Origin of the sequence: Dickeya poaceiphila, assembly GCF_007858975.2 — a bacterium.
In the GTDB taxonomy this organism is placed as follows: Bacteria; Pseudomonadota; Gammaproteobacteria; order Enterobacterales; family Enterobacteriaceae; genus Dickeya; species Dickeya poaceiphila.
In genome coordinates, this window is sequence record NZ_CP042220.2 from 344,221 (window position 1) to 366,600 (window position 22,380).

Annotated in this window: 20 protein-coding genes and 1 pseudogene; 13 read left to right on the top strand and 8 right to left on the bottom strand. The window is 55.3% G+C overall.

All coding sequences use genetic code 11. The annotated features are described in order from the left end of the window. Nucleotides 1-7: 7 nt before the first annotated feature. Together hemD and hemC are read right to left on the bottom strand one after the other, a co-directional pair. A complete protein-coding gene (gene hemD / locus Dpoa569_RS01510) occupies nucleotides 8-748 on the bottom strand; it encodes a uroporphyrinogen-III synthase (RefSeq protein WP_042873280.1) in 741 nt (246 codons plus the stop codon). Continuing rightward, nucleotides 745-1,683, bottom strand: coding sequence for a hydroxymethylbilane synthase (hemC, locus tag Dpoa569_RS01515; protein WP_146410974.1), 939 nt, complete (start codon nucleotides 1,681-1,683; stop codon nucleotides 745-747). Before hemC ends, hemD begins: the two co-directional genes overlap by 4 nt. A gap of 328 nt (nucleotides 1,684-2,011) precedes the next feature. Here hemC and Dpoa569_RS01520 point away from each other — a divergent pair, with 328 nt between their 5' ends. Further along, nucleotides 2,012-4,570, top strand: coding sequence for a class I adenylate cyclase (locus Dpoa569_RS01520; protein WP_146410977.1), 2,559 nt, complete (start codon nucleotides 2,012-2,014; stop codon nucleotides 4,568-4,570). 112 nt (nucleotides 4,571-4,682) lie between these two features. On the opposite strand, the gene cyaY is transcribed toward Dpoa569_RS01520, so the two are convergent. Then, nucleotides 4,683-5,003: an iron donor protein CyaY gene (gene cyaY, locus Dpoa569_RS01525; protein WP_042873275.1), complete on the bottom strand. Its 321-nt coding sequence runs from the start codon at nucleotides 5,001-5,003 to the stop codon at nucleotides 4,683-4,685. 77 nt (nucleotides 5,004-5,080) lie between these two features. Here cyaY and lptM point away from each other — a divergent pair, with 77 nt between their 5' ends. The 8 genes from lptM (at nucleotide 5,081) to Dpoa569_RS01565 (ending at nucleotide 13,302) form a co-directional block, all read left to right on the top strand. Next, entirely contained in the window at nucleotides 5,081-5,245 is a 165-nt protein-coding gene (lptM, locus tag Dpoa569_RS01530) for an LPS translocon maturation chaperone LptM (protein WP_322619421.1), read from the top strand. Between the two features lie 88 nt (nucleotides 5,246-5,333). Continuing rightward, nucleotides 5,334-6,158, top strand: a complete 825-nt coding sequence (gene dapF, locus Dpoa569_RS01535; protein WP_042873273.1) for a diaminopimelate epimerase — start codon at nucleotides 5,334-5,336, stop codon at nucleotides 6,156-6,158. After that, a complete protein-coding gene (locus Dpoa569_RS01540) occupies nucleotides 6,155-6,856 on the top strand; it encodes a DUF484 domain-containing protein (RefSeq protein WP_042873271.1) in 702 nt (233 codons plus the stop codon). The genes dapF and Dpoa569_RS01540 overlap by 4 nt, the downstream gene beginning before the upstream one ends. After that, on the top strand, nucleotides 6,853-7,761 hold the full coding sequence (gene xerC / locus Dpoa569_RS01545; RefSeq protein WP_042873269.1) for a tyrosine recombinase XerC: 909 nt from the start codon (nucleotides 6,853-6,855) through the stop codon (nucleotides 7,759-7,761). Before Dpoa569_RS01540 ends, xerC begins: the two co-directional genes overlap by 4 nt. After that, nucleotides 7,761-8,477, top strand: a complete 717-nt coding sequence (yigB, locus tag Dpoa569_RS01550; protein WP_042873267.1) for a 5-amino-6-(5-phospho-D-ribitylamino)uracil phosphatase YigB — start codon at nucleotides 7,761-7,763, stop codon at nucleotides 8,475-8,477. Before xerC ends, yigB begins: the two co-directional genes overlap by 1 nt. An 86-nt stretch (nucleotides 8,478-8,563) precedes the next feature. Then, on the top strand, nucleotides 8,564-10,726 hold the full coding sequence (gene uvrD / locus Dpoa569_RS01555; protein WP_042873265.1) for a DNA helicase II: 2,163 nt from the start codon (nucleotides 8,564-8,566) through the stop codon (nucleotides 10,724-10,726). A gap of 369 nt (nucleotides 10,727-11,095) precedes the next feature. Beyond that, nucleotides 11,096-12,046: a magnesium/cobalt transporter CorA gene (corA, locus tag Dpoa569_RS01560; protein WP_012767971.1), complete on the top strand. Its 951-nt coding sequence runs from the start codon at nucleotides 11,096-11,098 to the stop codon at nucleotides 12,044-12,046. Between the two features lie 197 nt (nucleotides 12,047-12,243). Next, complete coding sequence (locus tag Dpoa569_RS01565) at nucleotides 12,244-13,302, top strand: AbrB family transcriptional regulator (protein ID WP_042873262.1); 1,059 nt, start codon at nucleotides 12,244-12,246, stop codon at nucleotides 13,300-13,302. Here the strand turns inward: Dpoa569_RS01565 and rarD are convergent. Next, on the bottom strand, nucleotides 13,258-14,181 hold the full coding sequence (gene rarD / locus Dpoa569_RS01570) for an EamA family transporter RarD (protein WP_146410980.1): 924 nt from the start codon (nucleotides 14,179-14,181) through the stop codon (nucleotides 13,258-13,260). The genes Dpoa569_RS01565 and rarD overlap by 45 nt on opposite strands. Nucleotides 14,182-14,327: 146 nt before the next feature. After that, the gene (locus Dpoa569_RS01575; protein WP_042873260.1) at nucleotides 14,328-14,798 is read right to left on the bottom strand and encodes a thioesterase family protein; all 471 of its coding nucleotides are present in this window, start codon (nucleotides 14,796-14,798) and stop codon (nucleotides 14,328-14,330) included. A gap of 219 nt (nucleotides 14,799-15,017) precedes the next feature. Here Dpoa569_RS01575 and pldA point away from each other — a divergent pair, with 219 nt between their 5' ends. Next, complete coding sequence (pldA, locus tag Dpoa569_RS01580; RefSeq protein ID WP_042873258.1) at nucleotides 15,018-15,887, top strand: phospholipase A; 870 nt, start codon at nucleotides 15,018-15,020, stop codon at nucleotides 15,885-15,887. A 186-nt stretch (nucleotides 15,888-16,073) separates the two neighbouring features. Next, a complete protein-coding gene (gene recQ, locus Dpoa569_RS01585) occupies nucleotides 16,074-17,864 on the top strand; it encodes an ATP-dependent DNA helicase RecQ (RefSeq protein ID WP_050569510.1) in 1,791 nt (596 codons plus the stop codon). Nucleotides 17,865-17,920: 56 nt separating this feature from the next. On the opposite strand, the gene rhtB is transcribed toward recQ, so the two are convergent. Further along, nucleotides 17,921-18,541 (bottom strand): homoserine/homoserine lactone efflux protein, encoded by a 621-nt coding sequence (gene rhtB / locus Dpoa569_RS01590; protein ID WP_042873256.1) that lies wholly within the window; start codon nucleotides 18,539-18,541, stop codon nucleotides 17,921-17,923. A gap of 129 nt (nucleotides 18,542-18,670) precedes the next feature. Between rhtB and pldB the strand changes: the two genes are divergently transcribed. Beyond that, nucleotides 18,671-19,663, top strand: coding sequence for a lysophospholipase L2 (pldB, locus tag Dpoa569_RS01595; RefSeq protein WP_042873254.1), 993 nt, complete (start codon nucleotides 18,671-18,673; stop codon nucleotides 19,661-19,663). A 52-nt stretch (nucleotides 19,664-19,715) separates the two neighbouring features. Next, on the top strand, nucleotides 19,716-20,525 hold the full coding sequence (yigL, locus tag Dpoa569_RS01600) for a sugar/pyridoxal phosphate phosphatase YigL (RefSeq protein ID WP_042873252.1): 810 nt from the start codon (nucleotides 19,716-19,718) through the stop codon (nucleotides 20,523-20,525). Here yigL and glpQ read toward each other — a convergent pair. Next, nucleotides 20,504-20,629, bottom strand: a pseudogene (gene glpQ, locus Dpoa569_RS19470) (glycerophosphodiester phosphodiesterase); the annotation flags it as partial. The gene yigL and the pseudogene glpQ sit on opposite strands and share 22 nt — an antisense overlap. 108 nt (nucleotides 20,630-20,737) lie before the next feature. Further along, nucleotides 20,738-22,087 carry a glycerol-3-phosphate transporter gene (gene glpT, locus Dpoa569_RS01605; protein ID WP_042873250.1) on the bottom strand — a complete coding sequence of 450 codons (1,350 nt, stop codon included), beginning with the start codon at nucleotides 22,085-22,087 and terminating at the stop codon, nucleotides 20,738-20,740. Nucleotides 22,088-22,380: the final 293 nt, after the last annotated feature.

The following is a 22,380-nucleotide window of genomic DNA, read 5'->3' on the forward strand; positions in this document are numbered from 1 at the left end:
CGCGGCATTACTGTAGTGCGCGCATCAGCGCATCGTTATCCGCGTTATCGGCTATCTGAATGTCGTGCCAGCCTAACTCGCGTGCCACCCCAGCCAGGCGTTCGCTAACCACCACAACCCGGCAACCCGTCAGCCAGGTGGTTCGATAATAATCAGGCACCAGTTTATACAACTGTTGCAGCATTTCTCCGCTGGTAATCACCAACGTATCGATACCAAGATGTTGCCAACGCTGACATTGTTCCACGCCGTCGTAGATAACCGGGGTGCGCTGATAACATTCGCAGTAACGGACCTGCGCGCCACGCCGCTGCAACGTATCTCCCAGCAGTTCCCGGCCTCCATTGCCGCGCAGCAGCAACGCCTGTTTACCGGCGACTTGTTGCAGTGCAGGTAATTGCAACAATGTTTCGCTGGTAGCGCGCTCCGGCGGGTAGTGCACCGACAAACCGCTGACAGTATGCAACGCCAGCCCGGTGGCGCGCCCTACCGCAAAATAACTGAGTGACGTAGGCCACTCCATTCCGGCGCGAGACAGCACCGGATCGGCGAATTCCACCACCTGCTGAGACAGGGCCAATACCACATCGCTGGGATGCAGAGCCTGTAGCATGGAAGGCAATTGCGGCAATTCGCTGCCGGGAGAAAATTCGATTAACGGGCTATGGTAAGCTTGCAAGCCTGCCATTCTGAGACGGGCTACCAGCTGCTCACCCGCAGGAGAGGGACGGGTAACCAGAATCGTCATGAGGAGGCTCCTCCATAAACCGATTGCAAAATATCGCGTGCGCCGCGTTCAAGTAGTTCGTCCGCCAGGTCGATACCCAGCGTTTCGGCGTCCTGACGTAGTCCCCGTCGTTCGGCGTAAATAATGCGGCTGCCGTCCGGCGCACCCACCAGTGCCCGCAGCCACAGTGTATCATCCTGCAGTTCGGCATAGCTGCCGATGGGCACCTGGCAACCGCCTTCCAGCCGGGTATTCATAGCGCGCTCGGCCAACACCCGCGTTGCCGTGTCATCATGGTTAAGCGGTGCCAGCAGTGCGCGGGTACGAGCATCGTCCAGCCGACACTCTACGCCAACCGCGCCCTGACCGACCGCCGGTAACGACTGTTCCGGGCTAAGTGCGGTACGAATACGGTCTTCCAGTCCGAGGCGTTTTAGCCCCGCGACGGCCAGGATGATCGCGTCGTAGTCGCCGTTATCCAGTTTGGATAAGCGGGTGCCGACGTTGCCGCGCAGGTCGCGGACAACCAGATCCGGGCGATGGGCACGCAACTGGCACTGACGACGCAGGCTGGAGGTACCGACGCAGGCGCCTTCAGGTAGCTCATCCAGCGTGGCGTAGCGGTTGGAGACAAAGGCGTCGCGCGGGTCGTCACGCTCGCAAATGGTCACCAAACCTAACCCTTCGGGGAACTCGACGGGGACATCCTTCATCGAATGTACCGCGATATCGGCACGGTTTTCCAGCAACGCCAGTTCCAGTTCCTTGACGAATAATCCCTTGCCCCCCACTTTGGCCAGTGGTGTATCCAGCAGGACATCGCCGCGAGTGACCATCGGAACCAGTTCCACCCGCAAACCGGGATGACAAGCTTCCAGCCGTTGCTGCACAAAGTGGGCCTGCCATAGTGCCAGCGGGCTCTGTCGGGTGGCGATCCTGAGAATAGTGTCTACCATGCTTAATACCGTATTGATCCTTTTTTTCCATCGTACCATTGAAGGCAAGCTGGTGTCAGTTGCCCGGCCCTTGTGATGATGAGGGCGGGGGAACACTAAAACCTGAACCGGGATAGCCGCAAGCGGCAAGAGCGGCGATAATATGTACAATGCTGAAGCATCAATAAACAAATCCGACTTTCTTTAGTTTCTTTACGCCCTTTCGGCAAGGTGTTAAATTGATCACGTTTCCAGCAATACTCTGCCCGTCATTCTTCCAATATCTACTCTGGGCAGGCTGGAAAACAACGGCTTCTTTATAGGCACTGGGATAAGCGGGCGAAACGTCTTGTACTTCTACATCGAGACACTGAAGCAAAGACTGGATGCGATCAACCAACTGCGTGTGGATCGTGCTCTGGAAGCAATGAAACCGGCTTTTAAGCAGGTTTACAGTCTTTTGCCAGTTTTATTACATCATCATCACCCGCTGATGCCTGGTTATCTGGAAGGCAAAGTTCCGCACGGCATTTGTCTTTTCTCCCCCGATGAAAGACAGCAGCACTATCTCGATAGCGTGGAATTACGCTGGGGTGAGTTGTCTGCGCCGGACCGCAAGGGCGAATTACCGATCACTGGTGTCTATTCCATGGGCAGCACCTCGTCCATCGGGCAGAGTTGCAGTTCCGATCTCGACATTTGGGTCTGTCACCAATCCTGGCTGGATAGCGAAGAGCGCCAGCGTCTGCAGCAGAAATGTTCATTGTTGGAAAAATGGGCGGCAGGCCAGGGTGTAGACGTCAGTTTCTTCCTGATGGATGAAAACCGTTTCCGCCACAACGAGAGCGGTAGCCTGGGTGGCGAAGACTGCGGCTCTACACAACACATTTTGTTGTTGGATGAGTTTTATCGCACGGCGGTGCGCATGGCGGGCAAGCGCATCCTGTGGAACATGGTGCCGGTAGAAGAAGAGGAGCACTACGATGAGTATGTGCTGTCTTTGTATGCCCGTGGTGCGCTGGCACCAAACGAATGGCTGGATCTCGGCGGCCTGAGCGCACTGTCGGCGGAAGAGTATTTTGGCGCCAGCTTGTGGCAGTTGTATAAAAGCATTGATTCGCCTTACAAGGCGGTGCTGAAAACGTTACTGCTGGAAGCTTACTCCTGGGAATACCCTAACACGGGTCTGCTGTCGAGCGAGATCAAAGCGTGTCTGCATAAAGGCGAGATCGTTTCTTTTGGGCTGGACCCTTACTGCATGATGCTGGAGCGCGTCACCCAGTATCTGAATGCTATCAATGACCAGACCCGGTTGGATCTGGTGCGCCGTTGTTTCTACCTCAAAGTGTGTGAAAAGCTCTCCCGCGAGCGTGCCTGTACAGCCTGGCGCCGCCAGATCCTGATGCAACTGGTGCAGGAATGGGGATGGAGCGACGAACGGCTGGTGATGCTGGACAACCGTGCCAATTGGAAAATCGGGCAGGTGCGCGAAGCGCACAACGAATTGTTGGATGCGATGATGCAAAGCTATCGCAACCTGATCCGTTTTGCCCGCCGCAATAATCTGAGCGTCAGCGCCAGTCCGCAGGATATCGGAGTACTGACCCGTAAGCTGTATGCCGCTTTCGAGGCGTTGCCCGGCAAAGTGACGCTGGTTAACCCGCAGATTTCGCCCGACCTGTCGGAGTCGAATCTGACCTTTATTTATGTTCCCGCAGGGCGCGCCAACCGCTCCGGCTGGTATCTGTACAATCAGGCACCGTCGATGGACGCCATCGTCAGCCATCAGCCGCTGGAATATAACCGCTACCTGAACAAGCTGGTGGCCTGGGCGTATTTTAACGGCCTGCTGACATCATCCACCCGTGTGCACATCAAAGGGCATGAGTTGTGTGATATCGCACGGTTGCAGGAGTTGGTATCGGATGTGTCCAGTCACTTCCCGTTGCGTGTGCCAGCTCCCACGCCGAAAGCGCTGTACAGCCCATGTGAGATTCGCCATCTGGCGATTATCGTCAATCTTGAGCATGACCCGACGGCGACGTTCCGCAATCAAGTGGTGCATTTTGATTTTCGCCAACTGGATGTGTTTAGCTTCGGCCAGCAGCAGCAATGTCTGGTCGGCAGTATCGATTTGCTGTACCGCAATTCGTGGAATGAGGTGCGTACCCTGCATTTCAGCGGCGAGCAGGCGATGCTGGAGGCGCTGAAAACCATTCTTGGCAAAATGCATCAGGACGCCGCGCTACCGGATTCACTGGAAGTGTTCTGTTATAGCCAGCATTTACGCGGGTTAATTCGAACCCGCGTGCAGCAACTGGTATCTGAGTGTATTGAGTTGCGCTTGTCCAGCACGCGTCAGGAGCCTGGCCGTTTCAAGGCGGTAAAAGTCGCGGGTGAAACCTGGGGATTGTTCTTCGAGCGCCTGAGCGTGTCGGCTCAGAAACTGGAAAATGCGGTGGAGTTCTATGGCGCGATTTCCAACAATAAGTTACAAGGGCTGCCGGTTCAGGTGGAAACCAATCACATTCACCTGCCGCCGGTGGTGGATGGTGTCGCCAGCGAAGGGATTATCCAGTTCTTTTTTGAAGATCAAGCGGATAACCAAGGTTTCAATATCTATATTTTAGACGAGTCGAACCGGGTGGAAGTCTATCACCATTGCGAAGGCAGCAAGGAAGAACTGGTGCGCGATGTCAGCCGCTTCTACTCCTCGTCGCATGATCGCTTTACCTACGGCTCCAGCTTCATCAATTTCAACCTGCCGCAGTTTTATCAGATTGTCCAGTTAGACGGTCGCACCCAGGTGATTCCATTCCGTAGCAGCGCCTTGTCGCATTTGTGCGTGACGCCTTCGTCTGAGGAGAAGGCAAATCTGGTGCTGAGTCAGCGTCTACAGATGCTCTGATTCGTACCGAAGATATCCCGGTATGGCAATTGGGGCGAGAGCGCCCCAATTTACTTTATGCGGAACATTGCCTTATGTGTAACGTTGTTTTAGCCGAAACGCACTGTCTGTTTTAGTCGAAATGAATCGCTTCGCCGCTTTGTTCCGAGCAGGCTTGTGCCAGCAGCGTCATGAAATCGTTGCCGCTGCGATCACAAATCCAGCGGCCATTCTGATAGTCGAAGTGATAGCCGCCGTTTTTGGTCGCCAGCCAGACCTGATGCATCGGTTCCTGCCGGTTAATCACGATCTTGCTGCCATTTTCAAAACTCAGGGTCATCACGCCGCCGTTGGTTTCGTAATCGATATCCGCATCGCCATCAAACCGATCCAGCATTTCTTCTAATTTCAGCATTAGCGCATCGGCCAATTGATGAAACTCGCTATCGTTCATATTCGATTCCTATTGATTTTCATGATCCACCTGCGATTATAGAGAGCATAGGTCTCTGAATGACAGGTTTTAACGAAATGAAAATTTTTTTTCGTCAGGGCGCACTGGCACTGCTGGTGTTGTCGCTGGCTGGTTGTGGTTTAAAAGGCCCGCTCTATTTTCCGCCAGAGCAGCCTGCTCCGGCTAAAAAAACGCAGCAGCAAAATACCCAGACTCCGCAAGCATCATCCGTCCGGCAGTAGCCGCCGCGATACGCAGGGTGACTGAGGGTAATCTCGCGGGTTGCGACAGCCTGTCTGCCGTGCCCGTTTAACGCAGCGGGGTCAGAAAATGCAGTTTTCCAAAATGCACGGTCTGGGCAATGATTTCATGGTTGTCGATGCCGTGACGCAGAATGTCTATTTTTCACCGGATCTGATCCGTCGCTTGTCGGATCGGCATTGCGGAGTGGGGTTCGATCAGCTGTTGATCGTCGAGCCGCCTTACGATCCTGAGCTGGATTTTCACTACCGGATTTTTAATGCAGATGGCAGCGAAGTGGCGCAGTGCGGTAATGGCGCGCGCTGCTTTGCCCGTTTTGTTCGCCTGAAAGGATTGACCAGTAAACGTGATATCAACGTCAGTACGCATAATGGCCGTATGGTGTTGTCGGTAACGGAAGATGAACTGGTGCGGGTGAACATGGGTGAACCCAACTTTGAACCGCAGCAGGTGCCGTTTCGCGCTGTAAAGCCGGAAAAAACCTATATTTTACGCGCCGCTGAACATACGGTGCTGTGCGGTGTGGTGTCGATGGGCAATCCGCATTGCGTGCTTCAGGTGGATAATGTGGATACGGCACCGGTGGAGGAACAAGGGCCGTTGCTGGAAAACCATGAACGTTTTCCTGAGCGGGCTAATGTCGGTTTTATGCAGGTGGTAAACCCTCATCTTATCCGGTTGCGCGTGTTTGAGCGCGGCGCGGGCGAGACGCAGGCGTGCGGCAGCGGTGCCTGCGCCGCGGTGGCGGTAGGTATTCAGCAAGGGCTGCTGGCAGCAGATGTCAACGTGCAATTGCCGGGCGGTGAACTGGAGATCCACTGGGATGGTCCTGGTCACCCGCTGTTTATGACCGGCCCAGCCACTCATGTGTATGATGGATTCATTCATCTATGAAAAACGTGGAAGAGCAGATTGAACGTCAGGTGCTGAGCGACGAGCTGGTGCTGCAGCATTTGCACCAGCACCCTGATTTTTTCATTCGCCATTCCCGCCAGATTGAAACTCTGCGCATCCCGCATCCGGTACGAGGCAGTGTGTCGCTGGTGGAATGGCAACTGGCCCGCCAGCGCAATCGCATTCAGTTTTTGGAAGAAGAGATCGCGTTGTTGATGGAACAGGCGACTCGCAACGAGGCGCTGTTTAGCCAATTGCTGCAATTGCAGATGGCGCTATCGATGGCTGATTCGCTTCAGGAACTGCTTGATCGATTATACCGTTGGGCGCGCCAACTGGGGCTGACGGGGGCATCTGTTCGCCTGTTTGCTGACCGCTGGCGTATCGGCGCGCCTTGCGATTTTACCCATCTGTCGCTCAACCGTACGTTGTTCGAGCCGTTGCGTATCCAGCGGCTGGGCGAACGGCATCACTATCTTGGCACGCTGAACGGCCCGGAGTTGTTGCTGTTATTGCCGCAGGCGCGCCACGTCGGTTCGGTGGCGCTGTCGCTGATGGGAAAACAGGGCGATCTGGGGGTGTTGATTTTTAGTAGCCGTGACAGTCATCACTATCAGGACGGCATGGGTACTGAGCTGCTGCAACATCTGGCGACGATAGTGCCGGTATTGCTGGAGCGATGGATTGAACGCCTATGAACCCCGATTCCCCCCTTTCTGCTCCAGCCGAAGCCTTTTTGCGTTATCTGCGGGTTGAGCGGCAACTGAGTCCGCTGACACAACGCAGCTACGCCCATCAACTACAGGTGATTATTGAGATGTTGTCGGCATCCGGCGTGACTGACTGGCAGGCGCTGGATGCCGCCGGTGTACGGGCCGTGGTGGCGCGCAGCAAGCGTGATGGGTTGAATGCGGCCAGTCTGGCGCAGCGTTTGTCGGCGCTACGCAGCTTTCTTGACTGGCTGGTAGGCCGCGGTGAACTCAAGGCCAACCCTGCCCGCGGCGTACCCGCGCCGAAAGCCGGGCGACATCTGCCCAAAAATATGGATGTAGATGAAATGAGCCGCCTGCTGGATATCGATCTCAGCGATCCGCTGGCGGTGCGTGATCGCGCCATGCTGGAAGTCATGTACGGCGCCGGGCTGCGTTTAGCGGAACTGGTTGGACTGGACTGTGGACATATTGACCTGGATAGCGGCGAAGTGTGGGTGATGGGAAAGGGCAGTAAAGAGCGCAAGCTGCCTGTCGGCGTGACCGCCGTCACCTGGCTGCGTCACTGGCTGGCGATACGGGATATTTACGCGCCGGAAGACGACGCGATCTTCATCTCCAGCCTGGGAAAGCGTATTTCAATGCGCAACGTACAAAAGCGTTTTGCCGAGTGGGGCGTCAAGCAGGGCGTGAACAGCCATGTTCACCCGCATAAGTTGCGGCATTCATTCGCCACTCACCTGTTGGAGTCCAGCGGCGATTTGCGTGCCGTGCAGGAACTGTTGGGTCATGCTAACCTTTCCACCACCCAGATTTATACCCATCTGGACTTTCAACATCTGGCATCGGTGTACGATGCCGCGCACCCACGTGCCAGACGAGGTAAATCCTGATGTATTTTTATCGCCCGCTTGATCGAATTGAGGCCATCACGTTCGATTTGGACGATACCCTGTACGATAACTATGAGGTTATCCGGCGTACCGAGCAGGAATCATTACGGTTTTTGCAGCATTATGACCCCAGATTGCAGGCGTTCAGCAGTGAGGGTCTGCATCAGTTGCGGCAGGCACTGCTGGCGCAAGAGCCGGAGATTTATCACGATGTTACGCAGTGGCGCTGGCGTTCCGTGCATCTGGCGATGACCCAGGTAGGGATGTCGCCGGATGAGGCTGCCACCGGCGCGGATGCCGTGATGGCGGAGTTTGCCCGCTGGCGCAGTCGCATTACCGTGCCGCAGGAAACCCACGATACATTGCAGGCGCTGGGGCAGAGCTGGCCGCTGGTGGCGATCACTAACGGCAATGCCGATCCTCACGCCTGCGGCCTTGGCGACTATTTTCAGTTTATTCTGCGTGCCGGCCCGGATGGCCGCTCAAAGCCCTGCCGTGATCTGTATCAGCGGGCTGCCGAGCGGTTGAATTTGCCGTTGCACAATCTGCTGCATGTGGGGGATGATCTGACCACCGACGTAGCGGGGGCGATTCGCAGCGGCGTACAATCCTGCTGGATTAACCTGCATGACGGTAACCTGATGCAGATCCACGATTCCCGACTACTGCCGCATGTGGAAATTTTCAGTTTGGCATCGCTAACCACATTGCTATAATTCTGCTATTTTTACTGTATATATAACCAGTGGAATTTGTCTCCGATCCGGAGGCCGGGTTCCCTTTTGACGGATAACCGACGCCTATGGACGTATCTGACCTGCTAGACAGTCTGAATGATAAACAGCGTGACGCCGTGGCGGCGGCGCGCAGCAACATGCTGGTGCTGGCTGGCGCAGGCAGTGGCAAAACCCGCGTGCTGGTGCACCGCATCGCCTGGTTGTTGACGGTGGAGAACTGCTCGCCTTATTCGATCATGGCGGTGACCTTCACCAACAAGGCGGCGGCGGAAATGCGCCACCGTATCGATCAACTGATCGGCACCAGTCAGGGCGGGATGTGGATCGGCACCTTCCACGGGCTGGCGCATCGTTTATTGCGTGCGCACCATCTGGATGCCGGGTTACCGCAGGATTTCCAGATTCTTGACAGCGAAGATCAACTGCGGTTGCTCAAACGCCTGATCAAGGCGCTGAATCTGGATGAGAAGCAGTGGCCGCCCCGTCAAGCGATGTGGTACATCAACGGCAAGAAAGACGAAGGGCTGAGGCCACAGCATATCGACAGCTACGGCAATCCGGTGGAGCAGACCTGGCTGCGCATCTATCAGGCTTATCAGGAAGCCTGTGACCGCGCCGGACTGGTGGACTTCGCCGAGCTGCTGCTGCGCGCCCACGAATTGTGGCTCAACAAACCGCATATTTTGCAGCATTACCGCGACCGGTTTAACAACATTCTGGTGGATGAGTTCCAGGATACCAACCGTATTCAGTATGCCTGGATTCGCCTGCTGGCTGGCGACAGCGCCAAAGTGATGATCGTGGGCGACGACGACCAGTCAATCTATGGCTGGCGTGGGGCACAGGTTGAGAATATTCAGCATTTCCTGCGTGATTTCAATGATGTGGCGACTATCCGACTGGAACAGAATTACCGTTCCACCGCCAATATCCTTAACGCCGCCAACGCACTGATTGCCCACAACGGCGACCGGCTGGGCAAAAACCTGTGGACCGACGGCATTGAGGGCGAACCGATTTCGCTCTACTGCGCCTTTAACGAACTGGACGAAGCGCGGTTTGTGGTCAGTCGCATCAAGGTGTGGCAGGAAGCGGGTGGCGCGCTCAGCGAATGCGCCATTCTTTATCGCAGTAATGCCCAGTCGCGCGTGCTGGAAGATGCGTTGTTGCAGCAAAGTCTGCCGTACCGGATTTATGGCGGTATGCGCTTCTTCGAACGCCAGGAAATCAAGGATGCGTTGTCTTATCTGCGTTTGATGACCAACCGTAACGATGACGCCGCCTTTGAGCGTGTGGTTAACACCCCGACGCGCGGCATTGGTGATCGCACTCTGGATGTGGTGCGCCAGACCGCCCGTGATCGCCAGTTGACACTGTGGCAGGCCACGCGCGCGTTGTTACAGGAAAAAGTACTGGCTGGGCGTGCCGCCGCGGCATTACAGCGCTTTCTGGAACTGGTGGACGCGCTCGCCAGCGATACTGCCGATTTACCGCTGCATGTGCAGACCGACCGGGTGATTCGTGATTCCGGATTGTGGAGCATGTACGAGCAGGAAAAAGGTGAGAAGGGCCAGACGCGGGTAGAAAACCTGGAAGAACTGGTAACGGCGACTCGCCAGTTCAGCTATCAGGACGAGGATCAGGACTTGCCGCCATTGCAGGCGTTTTTGTCTCACGCGGCGCTGGAAGCCGGCGAAGGGCAGGCGGATGCTTATCAGGACGCGGTACAACTGATGACACTGCACTCCGCCAAAGGGCTGGAGTTCCCGCAGGTGTTCGTCGTCGGTATGGAAGAGGGGATGTTCCCCAGCCAGATGTCGCTGGATGAAGGCGGTCGTCTGGAAGAAGAGCGTCGGCTGGCGTATGTCGGTGTGACGCGGGCCATGCAGAAACTGACGTTGACTTACGCCGAAAGCCGTCGCCTGTACGGTAAGGAAACTTATCATCGCCCCTCGCGTTTTATCGGCGAACTTCCGCCGGAATGCGTGGAAGAGGTGCGGCTGCGCGCCAGCGTCTCGCGCCCGGTTAATCATCAGCGGCTGGGTACGCCTGTCAGCCAAAGCGACACCGGTTATAAGCTGGGGCAGCGGGTGCGTCACGCCAAGTTCGGCGAAGGTACTATTGTTAACGTAGAAGGCAGCGGCGACCACTGTCGCATTCAGGTGGCGTTTGTTGGTCAGGGCATCAAATGGCTGGTGGCTGCGTATGCTCGTCTGGAGGCGTTATAGCGAGTTCTCGCCATGATGGAGCGGCGTCTGGTCTGTGCTCATCGGATGTTACGGTTGGACACAGACTAATCATTTGTTTGTCTGTTGACAGGCTTTTTCATCTCGGCGTAACATGCGCGCATCATTATTCCCGGAGGACCCACGCCTTGGACACACCCAGTCGATACTGGCTCAATAACCTATTGATTAGGCATTACTTCTAAGGCTATCTTCCCTGAGCTGATAGCCTTTGGGGTTATCAGCGATATCGTTTTATCGCATCGAGTCAGCACCGTCTCATGGCCTGAAACCTGATGGTGACTTTTCCACCCTGTTTCTGTGTTTCAATCGCGTTTCGTCCCTTTTTGTTACATTTTGGGAGCATGGCCAATGCTGAGCGCATTCAAACTCGATAACTGCCGTTTAACTCGCCTGGAACTGGATGAAAGTGATGACCTGACCACCTCGTTATGGGTGGACCTGGTCGAACCGGACGTCGAAGAGCGAGAATTCGTGCAGAATCAGCTGGGACAAAGCCTGGCAACCCGACCGGAACTGGAAGACATCGAGGCATCGGCCCGTTTTTTTGAAGATGAAGACGGCCTGCATATTCACTCCTTTTTCTTTTTCGAAGACGCAGACGATCACGCCGGCAACTCGACGGTGGCGTTCACTATCCGCGATGGCCGCCTGTATACGTTGCGTGAGCGCGAATTGCCTGCTTTTCGTCTCTACCGTATGCGCGCCCGCGCACAGACGCTGGTAGACGGCAACGCCTACGAACTACTGCTCGACCTGTTTGAAACCAAGATCGAACAGCTGGCGGACGAGATCGAAAATATCTACAGCGATCTGGAATCGTTGAGCCGGGTCATCATGGATGGCCGTCAGGGCGATGAGTATGACGATGCACTGTCAACGCTGGCGGAACTGGAAGACGTGGGCTGGAAAGTGCGTTTGTGTTTGATGGATACTCAGCGCGCGCTCAACTTTCTGGTGCGTCGTGCCCGTCTGCCGAGCGGTCAACTGGAACAGGCGCGCGAAATCCTGCGCGATATCGAATCTCTGCTGCCGCATAATGAATCGTTGTTCCAGAAGGTTAACTTCCTGATGCAAGCGGCGATGGGGTTTATCAACATCGAGCAGAACCGCATCATCAAAATCTTCTCGGTGGTATCGGTGGTGTTCCTGCCGCCAACGCTGGTGGCGTCCAGTTATGGTATGAACTTCGAATTTATGCCGGAACTGAAGTGGGCCTATGGTTACCCTGGCGCGCTGGTACTGATGCTGCTGGCTGGTCTGGCTCCGTACCTGTACTTCAAACGTCGTAACTGGTTGTAATACCAACGGCCCTTTCTCATTCTGACGACCCTTTCTCTGATAAGGGACTCATCAGCCTTGTGGGCAACGAGTCCCTTGCCCTATTTTTCCCCCAATACTTTTTGATAACGGACAGATTTCGCACGGATAAATGCCCGCGTGACAGGTTTAGGGAGTAGAATCTTATCACTGTTCTGATGCGGTAACAGGTGATGTGCATGGAGAGGTTTTCCACATCGACACAATGGATCATTTTGTTGTCGGGTTCGTTGGCATTGGGGTCCGGGCTGCAGCTTTGTCATGTTCCGGCAGCGTTGCTGCTGGGGCCGATGTTGGTAGGGGTGGCGATGGGCCTGAACGGCACGACCATCCGCATTCCCCGTACATTTTTTTACGCCAGTAATGCCGTGCTGGGCTGCCTGGTAGCGCAAAGTCTCTCCCCTTCTATTTTGACACCACTGGTAAAAGAGTGGCCGCTGGTGCTGTTTATCCTGATATCGACGCTGGTTGCCAGCGGGCTGTCGGGTTGGCTACTGATGCGTTACAGCGAACTGCCCGGTTCGACCGGTACCTGGGGGGCTTCTCCGGGCGGTGCGTCGGCCATGGTGGCGATGGCGAGTGACTTTGGCGCCGATGTTCGGCTGGTGGCGTTTATGCAGTACCTGCGGGTACTGCTGGTGACCGCATCGGCAGCATTTGTTGCGCGCGCGAGCCTCGGACAAGACGCACAAGCCAGCAATGCGCTGCTGGTCTGGTTCCCCTTGCTGGACTGGCGCTTCCCCGGCACGCTGGCCATGGCATTCAGTTGTGCCTGGGTGGGGCGGCGGCTGCGTATTCCTTCCGGGCAACTGTTGGTGCCGATGATCGTCGGCTCACTGTTGCATTCCTCCGGTACCATGTTATTACAAACGCCAGAATGGCTGCTGGCGATGGCCTATGCCTTGATTGGCTGGAGCGTTGGGCTGTCGTTTACCCGACCCGTGTTTTTGCTGGCGCTGCGCACTCTGCCGAAAATGATGATGTCTATCATCACCCTCATGCTGCTGTGCGGCGGGATGGCGTTGATGCTAACGCGTCTGTTGTCCGTCGATATCCTGACCGCCTATCTGGCGACCAGCCCCGGTGGGCTGGACTCTATTGCCATTATCGCCGCCGGCAGTCGGGTGGATATTGCGTTTGTTATGGCCATGCAGACGATGCGCCTGTTCTCCACCCTGATTTTCAGCCCGATTTTATCCCGTTATATCTCGCGTCACGCTGCGGCTGGTGCGGCGTAACCGCTGCTGGGTATAGAGCGCATCAAGCGTGAATATGCCCAGCGCCATCCAGATGAGCGCAAAGGTGACCAGTCGGTCTGATGTGATGGTTTCGCCATAGACCAGCACCGCCAGCAGAAAGGTTAGCGTCGGCGCCAGATACTGAAAGAAACCCAGCGTAGACAATCGCAGGCGTATGGCGGCTGCAGTAAACAACAGCAGCGGTACGGTAGTGACGATGCCGGTTGCCATCAGCAACAGATTGAGCGATAGCGGATTTTGACTAAAATGGCGGGTAGGTGAATCGGTCAGCCATGTCAGATAAATCAGTGCGGCAGGCAGTAACCACAGGGTTTCGAACAACATGCCGGTCTGGCCATCGATAGCGATCTTTTTACGCAGCAGGCCGTAAAGTCCGAAGCTGAAAGCCAGAATGAGTGCAATTACCGGCAGCGAGCCGAGCGTCCACAACTGAATCAGTACGCCACACACCGCCAGCAGCATCGCTATCCATTGCATGGGGCGGAAACGTTCTCTGAGAAACAACATTCCCAGCAGTACGCTGACCAGCGGGTTGATGAAATAGCCCAGGCTGGCTTCCAGCATGTGGTTATGATTGACCGCCCAGATATACGTCAGCCAGTTACAAGCCACCAGAATGGCGGTAATCGCCAACAGTAATAGTTGTCGCGGCTGCCGGCAGGCGGTGCGCACCACACCCCATTTACGGCTTAGGCTCAGTAGCAACAACATAAACAAGAACGACCAGATAATCCGGTGACTGAGAATTTCATCAGCCGGTACCTGCCCAAGCTGTTTGAAATAAATCGGGGCAATACCCCAGATGGTATAAGCGCCGAGAGCGAACAATGCCCCCTGGCGGTGTTGTGACATACTCATTGATAGGAACCAATAAACCGCAGATGAAAAATCCAGTCTACCGGACCGCAACGCAGGTGTCTTGTTGTGGTGGGTGGTGAATTCCCTTCGACAGTTCATTATCCGGCAGTTTGCTTAATCGATAGGTCGTTTAACTGACCGTTCGTTTAACCGACAATGTAGGTCGCGATGGCGCTGGCGATATGTGACTGTTTTTCGTTATGTAATTCCGCACGAGCTACGGCGATTTTATTACCGCCGCGCAGCAACTGGCTGGTGAGAATAAAGTGTTCACCGCGACCAGGGCGCAGGTAATCCACTCTCAGGTCGATGGTGCCCATGCGCGACAGCCGCTGCTGAAGCTCCTGTTCGCTTAATATGGTGTGGCGCAGCAATGCGCTGCCGACGCACACCAACCCGGCTGCCACATCCAGACCGGCGGCGATCACACCGCCGTGCAGAATCTGCTGCAATGCGTTGCCCACCAGCTTGTTCTGATTGCGGAAACGTAGCGTGACCGCTTCTGGCGAGAATGACTCCAGTGTGAGTCCCAGCTCCTGATTGAATGGCATCTGATAGATAAAAATATCGCTGACACGCTGACGTACCTTGTCCTGAGTAAGTGGTGTAGTAAGCATGTGTGAGTCCTTAATCACGCCTGTTAGGATGGCTGGTTAAATTTCATGTGGTTATGGGTTAATAAGTTGTTATTTTAGGTGCCGTTATGGTTTCTTGCTACTGTCGGTTGTGATAAGGACAGGAGAACTGCGCAAACCGGTCAAGCTGTGTACACTATCTGCCATTATTTCAGTTCGTTAGATCACGTATCTATCACGTTCTTTTGGGAGACGACGTACATGTATAAATCAGCTGGAATGGCCGTTGCGTTGATGCTGGCGGCAACGGCACAGGCGCAGGAAGCCCGTACTCAGGAAATTCATGATGCTCCGGCCATACCGGGCAGTATTATTGCCGGGCTGCTGCAAAAGCATGATACGCCGTTCATACTCTATCCTTATGAAAGCAACTACCTGCTTTACACTTACACCAGCGACATTAATAAACAGGCGATTGAAAGTTACAACTGGGCCGACCATGCCCGTAAAGACGAAGTAAATTTTCAGATTAGCCTTGGTTTTCCGTTGTGGCGTGGTATCGCCGGTGAAAACTCACTGCTGGGGGCCTCTTATACCCAGCGCTCCTGGTGGCAAATGTCCAATAAAAGCGAATCGTCTCCGTTTCGAGAAACTAACTACGAACCACAATTGTTTCTTGGCTGGGCGACGGAGTACCGCCTGGCTGGTTGGACGTTGCGCGATGTGGAACTGGGGTTCAATCATCAGTCTAATGGACGTGCTGACCCAACGTCGCGCAGTTGGAACCGGGTCTATGCCCGTCTGATGGCGCAAAACGGCAACTGGCAGGTAGAAGTGAAACCGTGGGTACGGCTGCATGACAGCGAAGATGATAACCCGGACATCATCCGTTACATGGGGCACTATCGGGTGCGGGTCGGCTACCATTGGGGAGACAGTATTTTCAGTGCCGAAGGCCGCTATAACTGGAATTCCGGTTACGGCAGCGGCGAACTGGGATGGAGCTATCCCATTACCGATCATGTCCGTTTTTACACCAAGGTATTCAGCGGCTACGGCGAGTCGCTGATTGACTACAATCACTGTCAGACCCGCTACGGCATTGGCGTGACGCTCAATGATATGTTCTAGCCACTCCGTCATGATGCCGGGGTGACTGCGAACCGTTGCAGAAAACCCGGCAACAGACGTTGCAGTTTTGACGAACGGCGCTGAAAATAGCGCCTGTTTGTTTTTTCAAAAGCGGTGAATAACGGTGAAGGCGTGTCTACGGCAGACGTATTGAGTGCGGACGTATTGAATAGAGAAACGCTGGCAATGCAGGTGCTGCGTGAAACCTTCGGTTACCAGCAATTCCGGCCTGGCCAGCAGGCTATTATCAATGCTGCTATCAGTGGGCGCGATTGTCTGGTCATCATGCCGACCGGCGGGGGAAAGTCCCTGTGTTATCAGATCCCGGCACTGGTGCTGGATGGGCTGACGCTGGTGGTATCGCCGCTGATTTCCCTGATGAAGGATCAGGTGGATCAGTTGCAGGCTTACGGTGTGGCGGCGGCCTGCCTCAATTCTACACAGAGTCGTGAACAGCAGCAGGAGGTGTTCAGCGCCTGTCGTCGCGGCGAACTGAAGCTGCTGTACATCGCGCCGGAACGCCTCACCACCGACGGCTTTCTGGAGCAACTGGCGTACTGGAATACGGCGCTGATCGCCATTGATGAAGCGCATTGCATTTCACAGTGGGGACACGATTTCCGCCCGGAATACCGTGCGCTGGGGCAGATTAAGCAGCAGTTGCCCGCGTTGCCGATTGTTGCGCTGACCGCAACAGCCGATGACACCACCCGTCAGGATATCGCCCGTCTGTTGGATTTGCGCGACCCGCTTATCAATATCAGCAGTTTCGACCGCCCGAATATCCGTTATACGCTGGTGGAAAAATTCAAACCGCTCGATCAACTGTGGCTGTTTATACATGGGCAGCGCGGCAAGAGCGGTATTGTATATTGCAACAGCCGCGCCAAGGTGGAAGACCTGTGCGCCCGGTTGCAGAACCGCGGACTGAGCGCCGGTGCCTATCACGCCGGGCTGGAAAATGACCGCCGTGCTCAGGTGCAGGAAGCGTTTTTGCGCGACGACCTGCAGGTGGTGGTCGCCACTGTGGCGTTTGGCATGGGCATCAACAAGCCCAACGTACGCTTCGTGGTGCATTTTGACATCCCGCGTAATATCGAATCTTACTATCAGGAAACGGGCCGTGCCGGTCGTGACGGCTTGCCCGCTGAAGCCGCGCTGTTCTACGATCCGGCGGACATGGCCTGGTTGCGTCGTTGTCTGGAAGAAAAACCGGCTGGTATGCAGTTAGATATCGAGCGGCACAAACTGAATGCGATGGGGGCGTTTGCCGAAGCGCAGACCTGCCGTCGTCTGGTGTTGCTCAACTATTTTGGCGAAAACCGTCAGCAGGCCTGCGGCAACTGCGATGTCTGTCTCGATCCGCCCCGGCGCTACGACGGGCTGGTGGACGCGCAGAAAGCGTTGTCCTGTGTCTACCGCGTCGGGCAACGGTTCGGCATCGGTTATATCGCTGAGGTGCTGCGTGGCGCTAATAATCAACGTATCCGCGAATTCGGCCACGACAACCTGCCGGTGTATGGACTGGGTAAGGATAAAACCCAGGAACAGTGGGTCAGCATTTTGCGTCAGTTAATTCATCTGGGATTGCTGGCGCAAAACATTGCGCATCATTCTGCATTGCAATTGACCGAGTCGGCACGGCCTGTATTGCGCGGCGAAGTGCCGTTACAACTGGCGGTGCCGCGTGTGGGAAGCCTGAGCAAACCACGCGCCAGCCAGAAAACCTACGGCGGTAATTATGACCGCAAACTGTTCGCTAAGCTGCGTAAACTGCGTAAATCCATCGCGGATGAAGACAATATTCCGCCGTACGTGGTGTTCAGCGATGCCACGTTGCTGGAAATGGCCGAACTATTGCCGGTGACCGCCAGTGAACTGCTGGCCGTCAATGGCGTCGGCCAGCGGAAACTGGAGCGATTTGGCGCTCCCTTTATGACGTTGATCCGTGATCATCTGGATAACGGCGACGACTGAGACGTGCTCAGTCTGTTAGCCGGAGTGTTTGCCTTTTTCTGGCGCCAAACCATCGATCAGGCTTTGTGGGCCGTTGCCAACAGCGCGCCGACCAGAATAAACAGCGAGCCGAAAGTTCGGTTCAACTGTTTGATCTGACGCGGGCCTTTCAACCATAGCGCAATGCGCTGCGCCAGTGTGGCGTAGCCAATCATGACGATAATATCGACCACCACGGTGGTGACGCCGAGCACCAGATACTGCATCGCCTGAGGTTGGTGCGGAATAATAAACTGTGGGAACAGCGCCGCCAGAAACACGATGCTTTTCGGGTTGGTCAGGTTGACCAGAATCGCCCGTTTGAACAGCCGACGGCGCGGCATACTGTTGGCCAGCGTCTGCAAGTCCAGCGAACCTGCACTGCGCCATTGTTGAATCCCCAGCCAAATCAGGTAGGCAGCGCCGAGCCATTTCAGAGCGTCGAACGCCAGAACCGACTGAGACAACAACGCCCCCAGGCCGATCCCCACCAGCACGATGTGAATGGTCAGGCCCAGTTGCAACCCGGCGATGGAGGCTATCGCACCACGGTAGCCGTGGCTGATGCTGGTGCTCATGGTGTTGATGGCGCCGGAGCCGGGTGACAGGCTCAGAATTAATGTGGTGACGAGGTAGGCTAACCACCAGTCTTGAGTCATGGCCGATGCTCCCTGATTGCGATTTTTTATGCCACAATACGCCAATGCCTGCCTTTGTGCTATAGCTCACAAAAACCAATCGCTCACAACAATCAATCTGTTCGGCATGATTTACCTTGGGAGAGCCTGATGAGTCCGTATACGGAGTATCTGCTGACAAGGGAATGGCAGTACGCCGCATTTGTTACCGGGCCGCTGCTGGATTTCTGGCGGCAGCGCCAGGAAGGGATGTTCATCGGCGTGGATGAAGTTCCTGTCCGTTTTGTACGTTTTACCTCGCCGTCGCACCAGCATCTGGTGGTGGTGTTGCCTGGTCGCACCGACAGCTACGTAAAATATGCCGAGATAGCCTACGACCTGTTCCAGTGCGGTTACGATGTGCTGGTGATGGACCATCGTGGTCAGGGGCGCTCAGGCCGGTTGTTAAAAGACAGCCATCGCGGGCATGTTAAGCGCTTTAGTGATTATGTGGACGATGTGGCGACACTGTGGCAGCAGCAGGTAGCGCCGGGGCACTATACGAAACGGTTCGCGCTGGCCCATTCGATGGGCGGTGCGATTCTGGCGCTGTTTCTGGCGCGCCAGCCGCAGGCGTTCGATGCGGTAGCACTTTGTGCGCCGATGTGCGGCATTCTGTTGCCGATGCCGCACTGGCTGGCCTGGCGCATTCTGAACTGGGCCGAGCGTCACCCGGCGATACGGGATTACTATGCCATCGGCACCAGCCCATGGCGTCCGTTGCCGTTTATGGCTAATGTGCTGACCCACAGCCTCGCGCGTTATCATCACCATGTGCGTTTTTATGCCGATAACCCGGATTTGCGTATCGGCGGCCCGACCTATCACTGGGTACGGGAAGCGTTGCTGGTAGAAGAACAGTTACTGCGGCAAGCGTCGGCAATGACCACGCCATTGCTGATGTTGCAGGCGCAAGAGGAGCGGGTAGTGGATAATGCTTGTCAGGACGCCTTCTGTCAGGCGTTGGCGGCAGCCGGCAATCCGTGTGTGGATGGCCGTCCTTATATTATTCGCGGTGCCCGTCACGACATCCTGTCGGAAAAGGATGCGATGCGGGCCGATGCCTTCGGGCGAATTTTGCAGCATTTCAATCATTATCATTAATACGTCTGTGCGGCCATGCCGCCCGGCACCAGCGGAGGTTGAATTTCAACATATGTACCCGATTGTTGCTTCCGATCTTGACGGCACACTGCTGTCACCCGATCACACCCTGTCACCTTATGCCAAAGAAACCCTGCGCCTGATGACGGAACAGGGCATTCATTTTGTGTTTGCCACTGGTCGTCACCATATGGATGTGGCGCAGATCCGCGATAATCTGGCGATCAGCGCTTACATGATTACCTCTAACGGTGCGCGGGTACATAACACCGATGGCGATCTGATTTTCAGCCACAATCTTGACCGCGATATCGCCCAGGATTTGTATGGCATGGTGTATCACCACCCGGAAATCCTCACCCACGTTTATCGTGGCGATGAGTGGTTTTTGTGCCGTCCCAGACCAGAAGAAGAGCGCTTTTTCGCCGAGACGGTGTTCCGCTACACACTGTTCGACCCGGAAACCTTGGGTACGGACGACGTCGGCAAGGTGTTCTTCACCTGTGAGGATCACGACAAGCTGCTGCCACTGGAAGACGCGCTTAACGCACGCTGGGGTGATCGCGTGAACGTTAGTTTCTCTACTCTGAATTGTCTGGAAGTGATGGCAGGAGGCGTATCTAAAGGTCACGCACTGGAGCAGGTCGCCAAAATTCTCGGCTACACCATCAAGGACTGCATCGCCTTCGGCGATGGTATGAACGACTATGAAATGCTGTCGATGGCGGGCAAAGGCTGCATCATGAGCAATGCCCACCAGCGGCTGAAAGATATGCTGCCGGACAACGACGTGATTGGCACCAACATCGAGCAAGCGGTGCCAGGGTACCTGCGTCGTCTTTATCTGGGCGATGACGCCTGAGGTGCCGGGTGCACGTTATGCAGAAAGGCGACGGCTTTGTCTGGGAAGTCGGTGGACAAGCCGTCCACATCGGCTTGCTGATAAAGCAGGGCATAAAGCGCGTTGATGTGGCTAAAATAGACATGCTGCTGATAACTCCCCGCCAGTCCGGATCGTCCGGCGGGGATAACGCGTATGGTTTATCGTCAGTAAACCATAGCGGGATGACGGGATCAGGCGCGCTTCGCCAGTTCTTCCTTGTGTTTCTTCTCGTTGATCATGGTCATAATCAACAGCAATACTGCCAGTACGCTACCGCCGATCATCACCAGGAAACCGCCGTTCCAGCCGAAGAAATCGACGGTATAGCCGACGATGGCGCTGGCTGCCACCGAACCGCCGAGGTAACCGAATAACCCGGTGAAGCCCGCGGCGGTACCGGCGGCCTTCTTCGGTGCCAGTTCCAGCGCGTGCAGGCCGATCAGCATCACCGGGCCGTAGATCAGGAAGCCGATGACGATCATGCAGATCATATCCAGAGTGGGGTTGCCTGCCGGGTTCAGCCAGTACACTACGGTGGCGATAGTCACCAGACTCATAAAGAACACGCCGGTAGCGCCGCGGTTGCCCTTGAACACTTTGTCAGACATCCAGCCGCACAGCAGCGTGCCTGGAATACCCGCATATTCGTACAGGAAGTAAGCTATCGACGACTTATCCAGTGCGAAGTGCTTCACTTCTTTAAGGTAGGTCGGCGACCAGTCGAGAATACCGTAGCGCAGCAGGTAGACGAACACGTTGGCAAAGGCGATGTACCACAACAGTTTGTTGGGGAACACATACTGCATGAGGATTTCTTTCGCCGTCAGTTCCTGTTCGTCTTTTTCGCTGTAATCCGTCGGATAATCGTTTTTGTATTCTTCGATGGGCGGCAGACCACAGGACTGTGGCGTGTCACGCATCATGGCGAAAGCGAACAGCGCCACCAAAATGGCGGCAATCGCCGGCATATAGAGTGCGGCTTTCCAGTCGTGGAACCAGGCCATCCCCAGCAGGAACAGCAGCGGCGGGATGCCACCGCCCACGTTGTGGGCGCAGTTCCAGATAGACACAATGCCGCCACGCTCTTTCTGCGACCACCAGTGCACCATGGTGCGGCCACACGGTGGCCAACCCATGCCCTGAAACCAGCCACAAATGAACAGCAACACAAACATCACCATGATGCTGGACGTCGCCCACGGCACGAAGCCCATGAACAGCATGACAGCGGCTGCCAGAATCAGGCCGGCAGGCAGAAAGACACGCGGATTGGAACGGTCGGACACCGCACCCATAATGAATTTGGAAAACCCGTAAGCGATGGAAATGCCAGACAGTGCAAAGCCCAGATCGCCTTTGGAGAAGCCTTGTTCGACCAGATACGGCATCGCCAGTGCGAAGTTCTTTCTGACCAGATAGTAGGCGGCGTAGCCAAAAAAGATTCCCATAAATATCTGCCAGCGCAACCGACGGTAGAGTGGGTCTACCTGATGTTCCGCCACTCGTGGTCGATGTGCCGCAGGCTTGAAAATACTCAGCATAAATAAACAATCCCCGATAGTTATTTTCTATAACGCTCGCCAGCGTAGCGAATACGCGTTGTCTTCAGTGTGAGTCAATACGCAATTGTTACACTTTTATGACGGCTGGCGCTATTTTGGGCTTTAGGTAACACAAATGAAATAACCATTTTTCATTTTTGAGTGATTCGAATCACATATTCGGTGTTGTCTCGCGATTTAATTTTCGTTTTTTGAGTGTTTTTGTTCTTTATCAATCATTTTGACGGTGGTTTATGCCCCACTATATACAGGCATGATCCGGATTGAGGTAA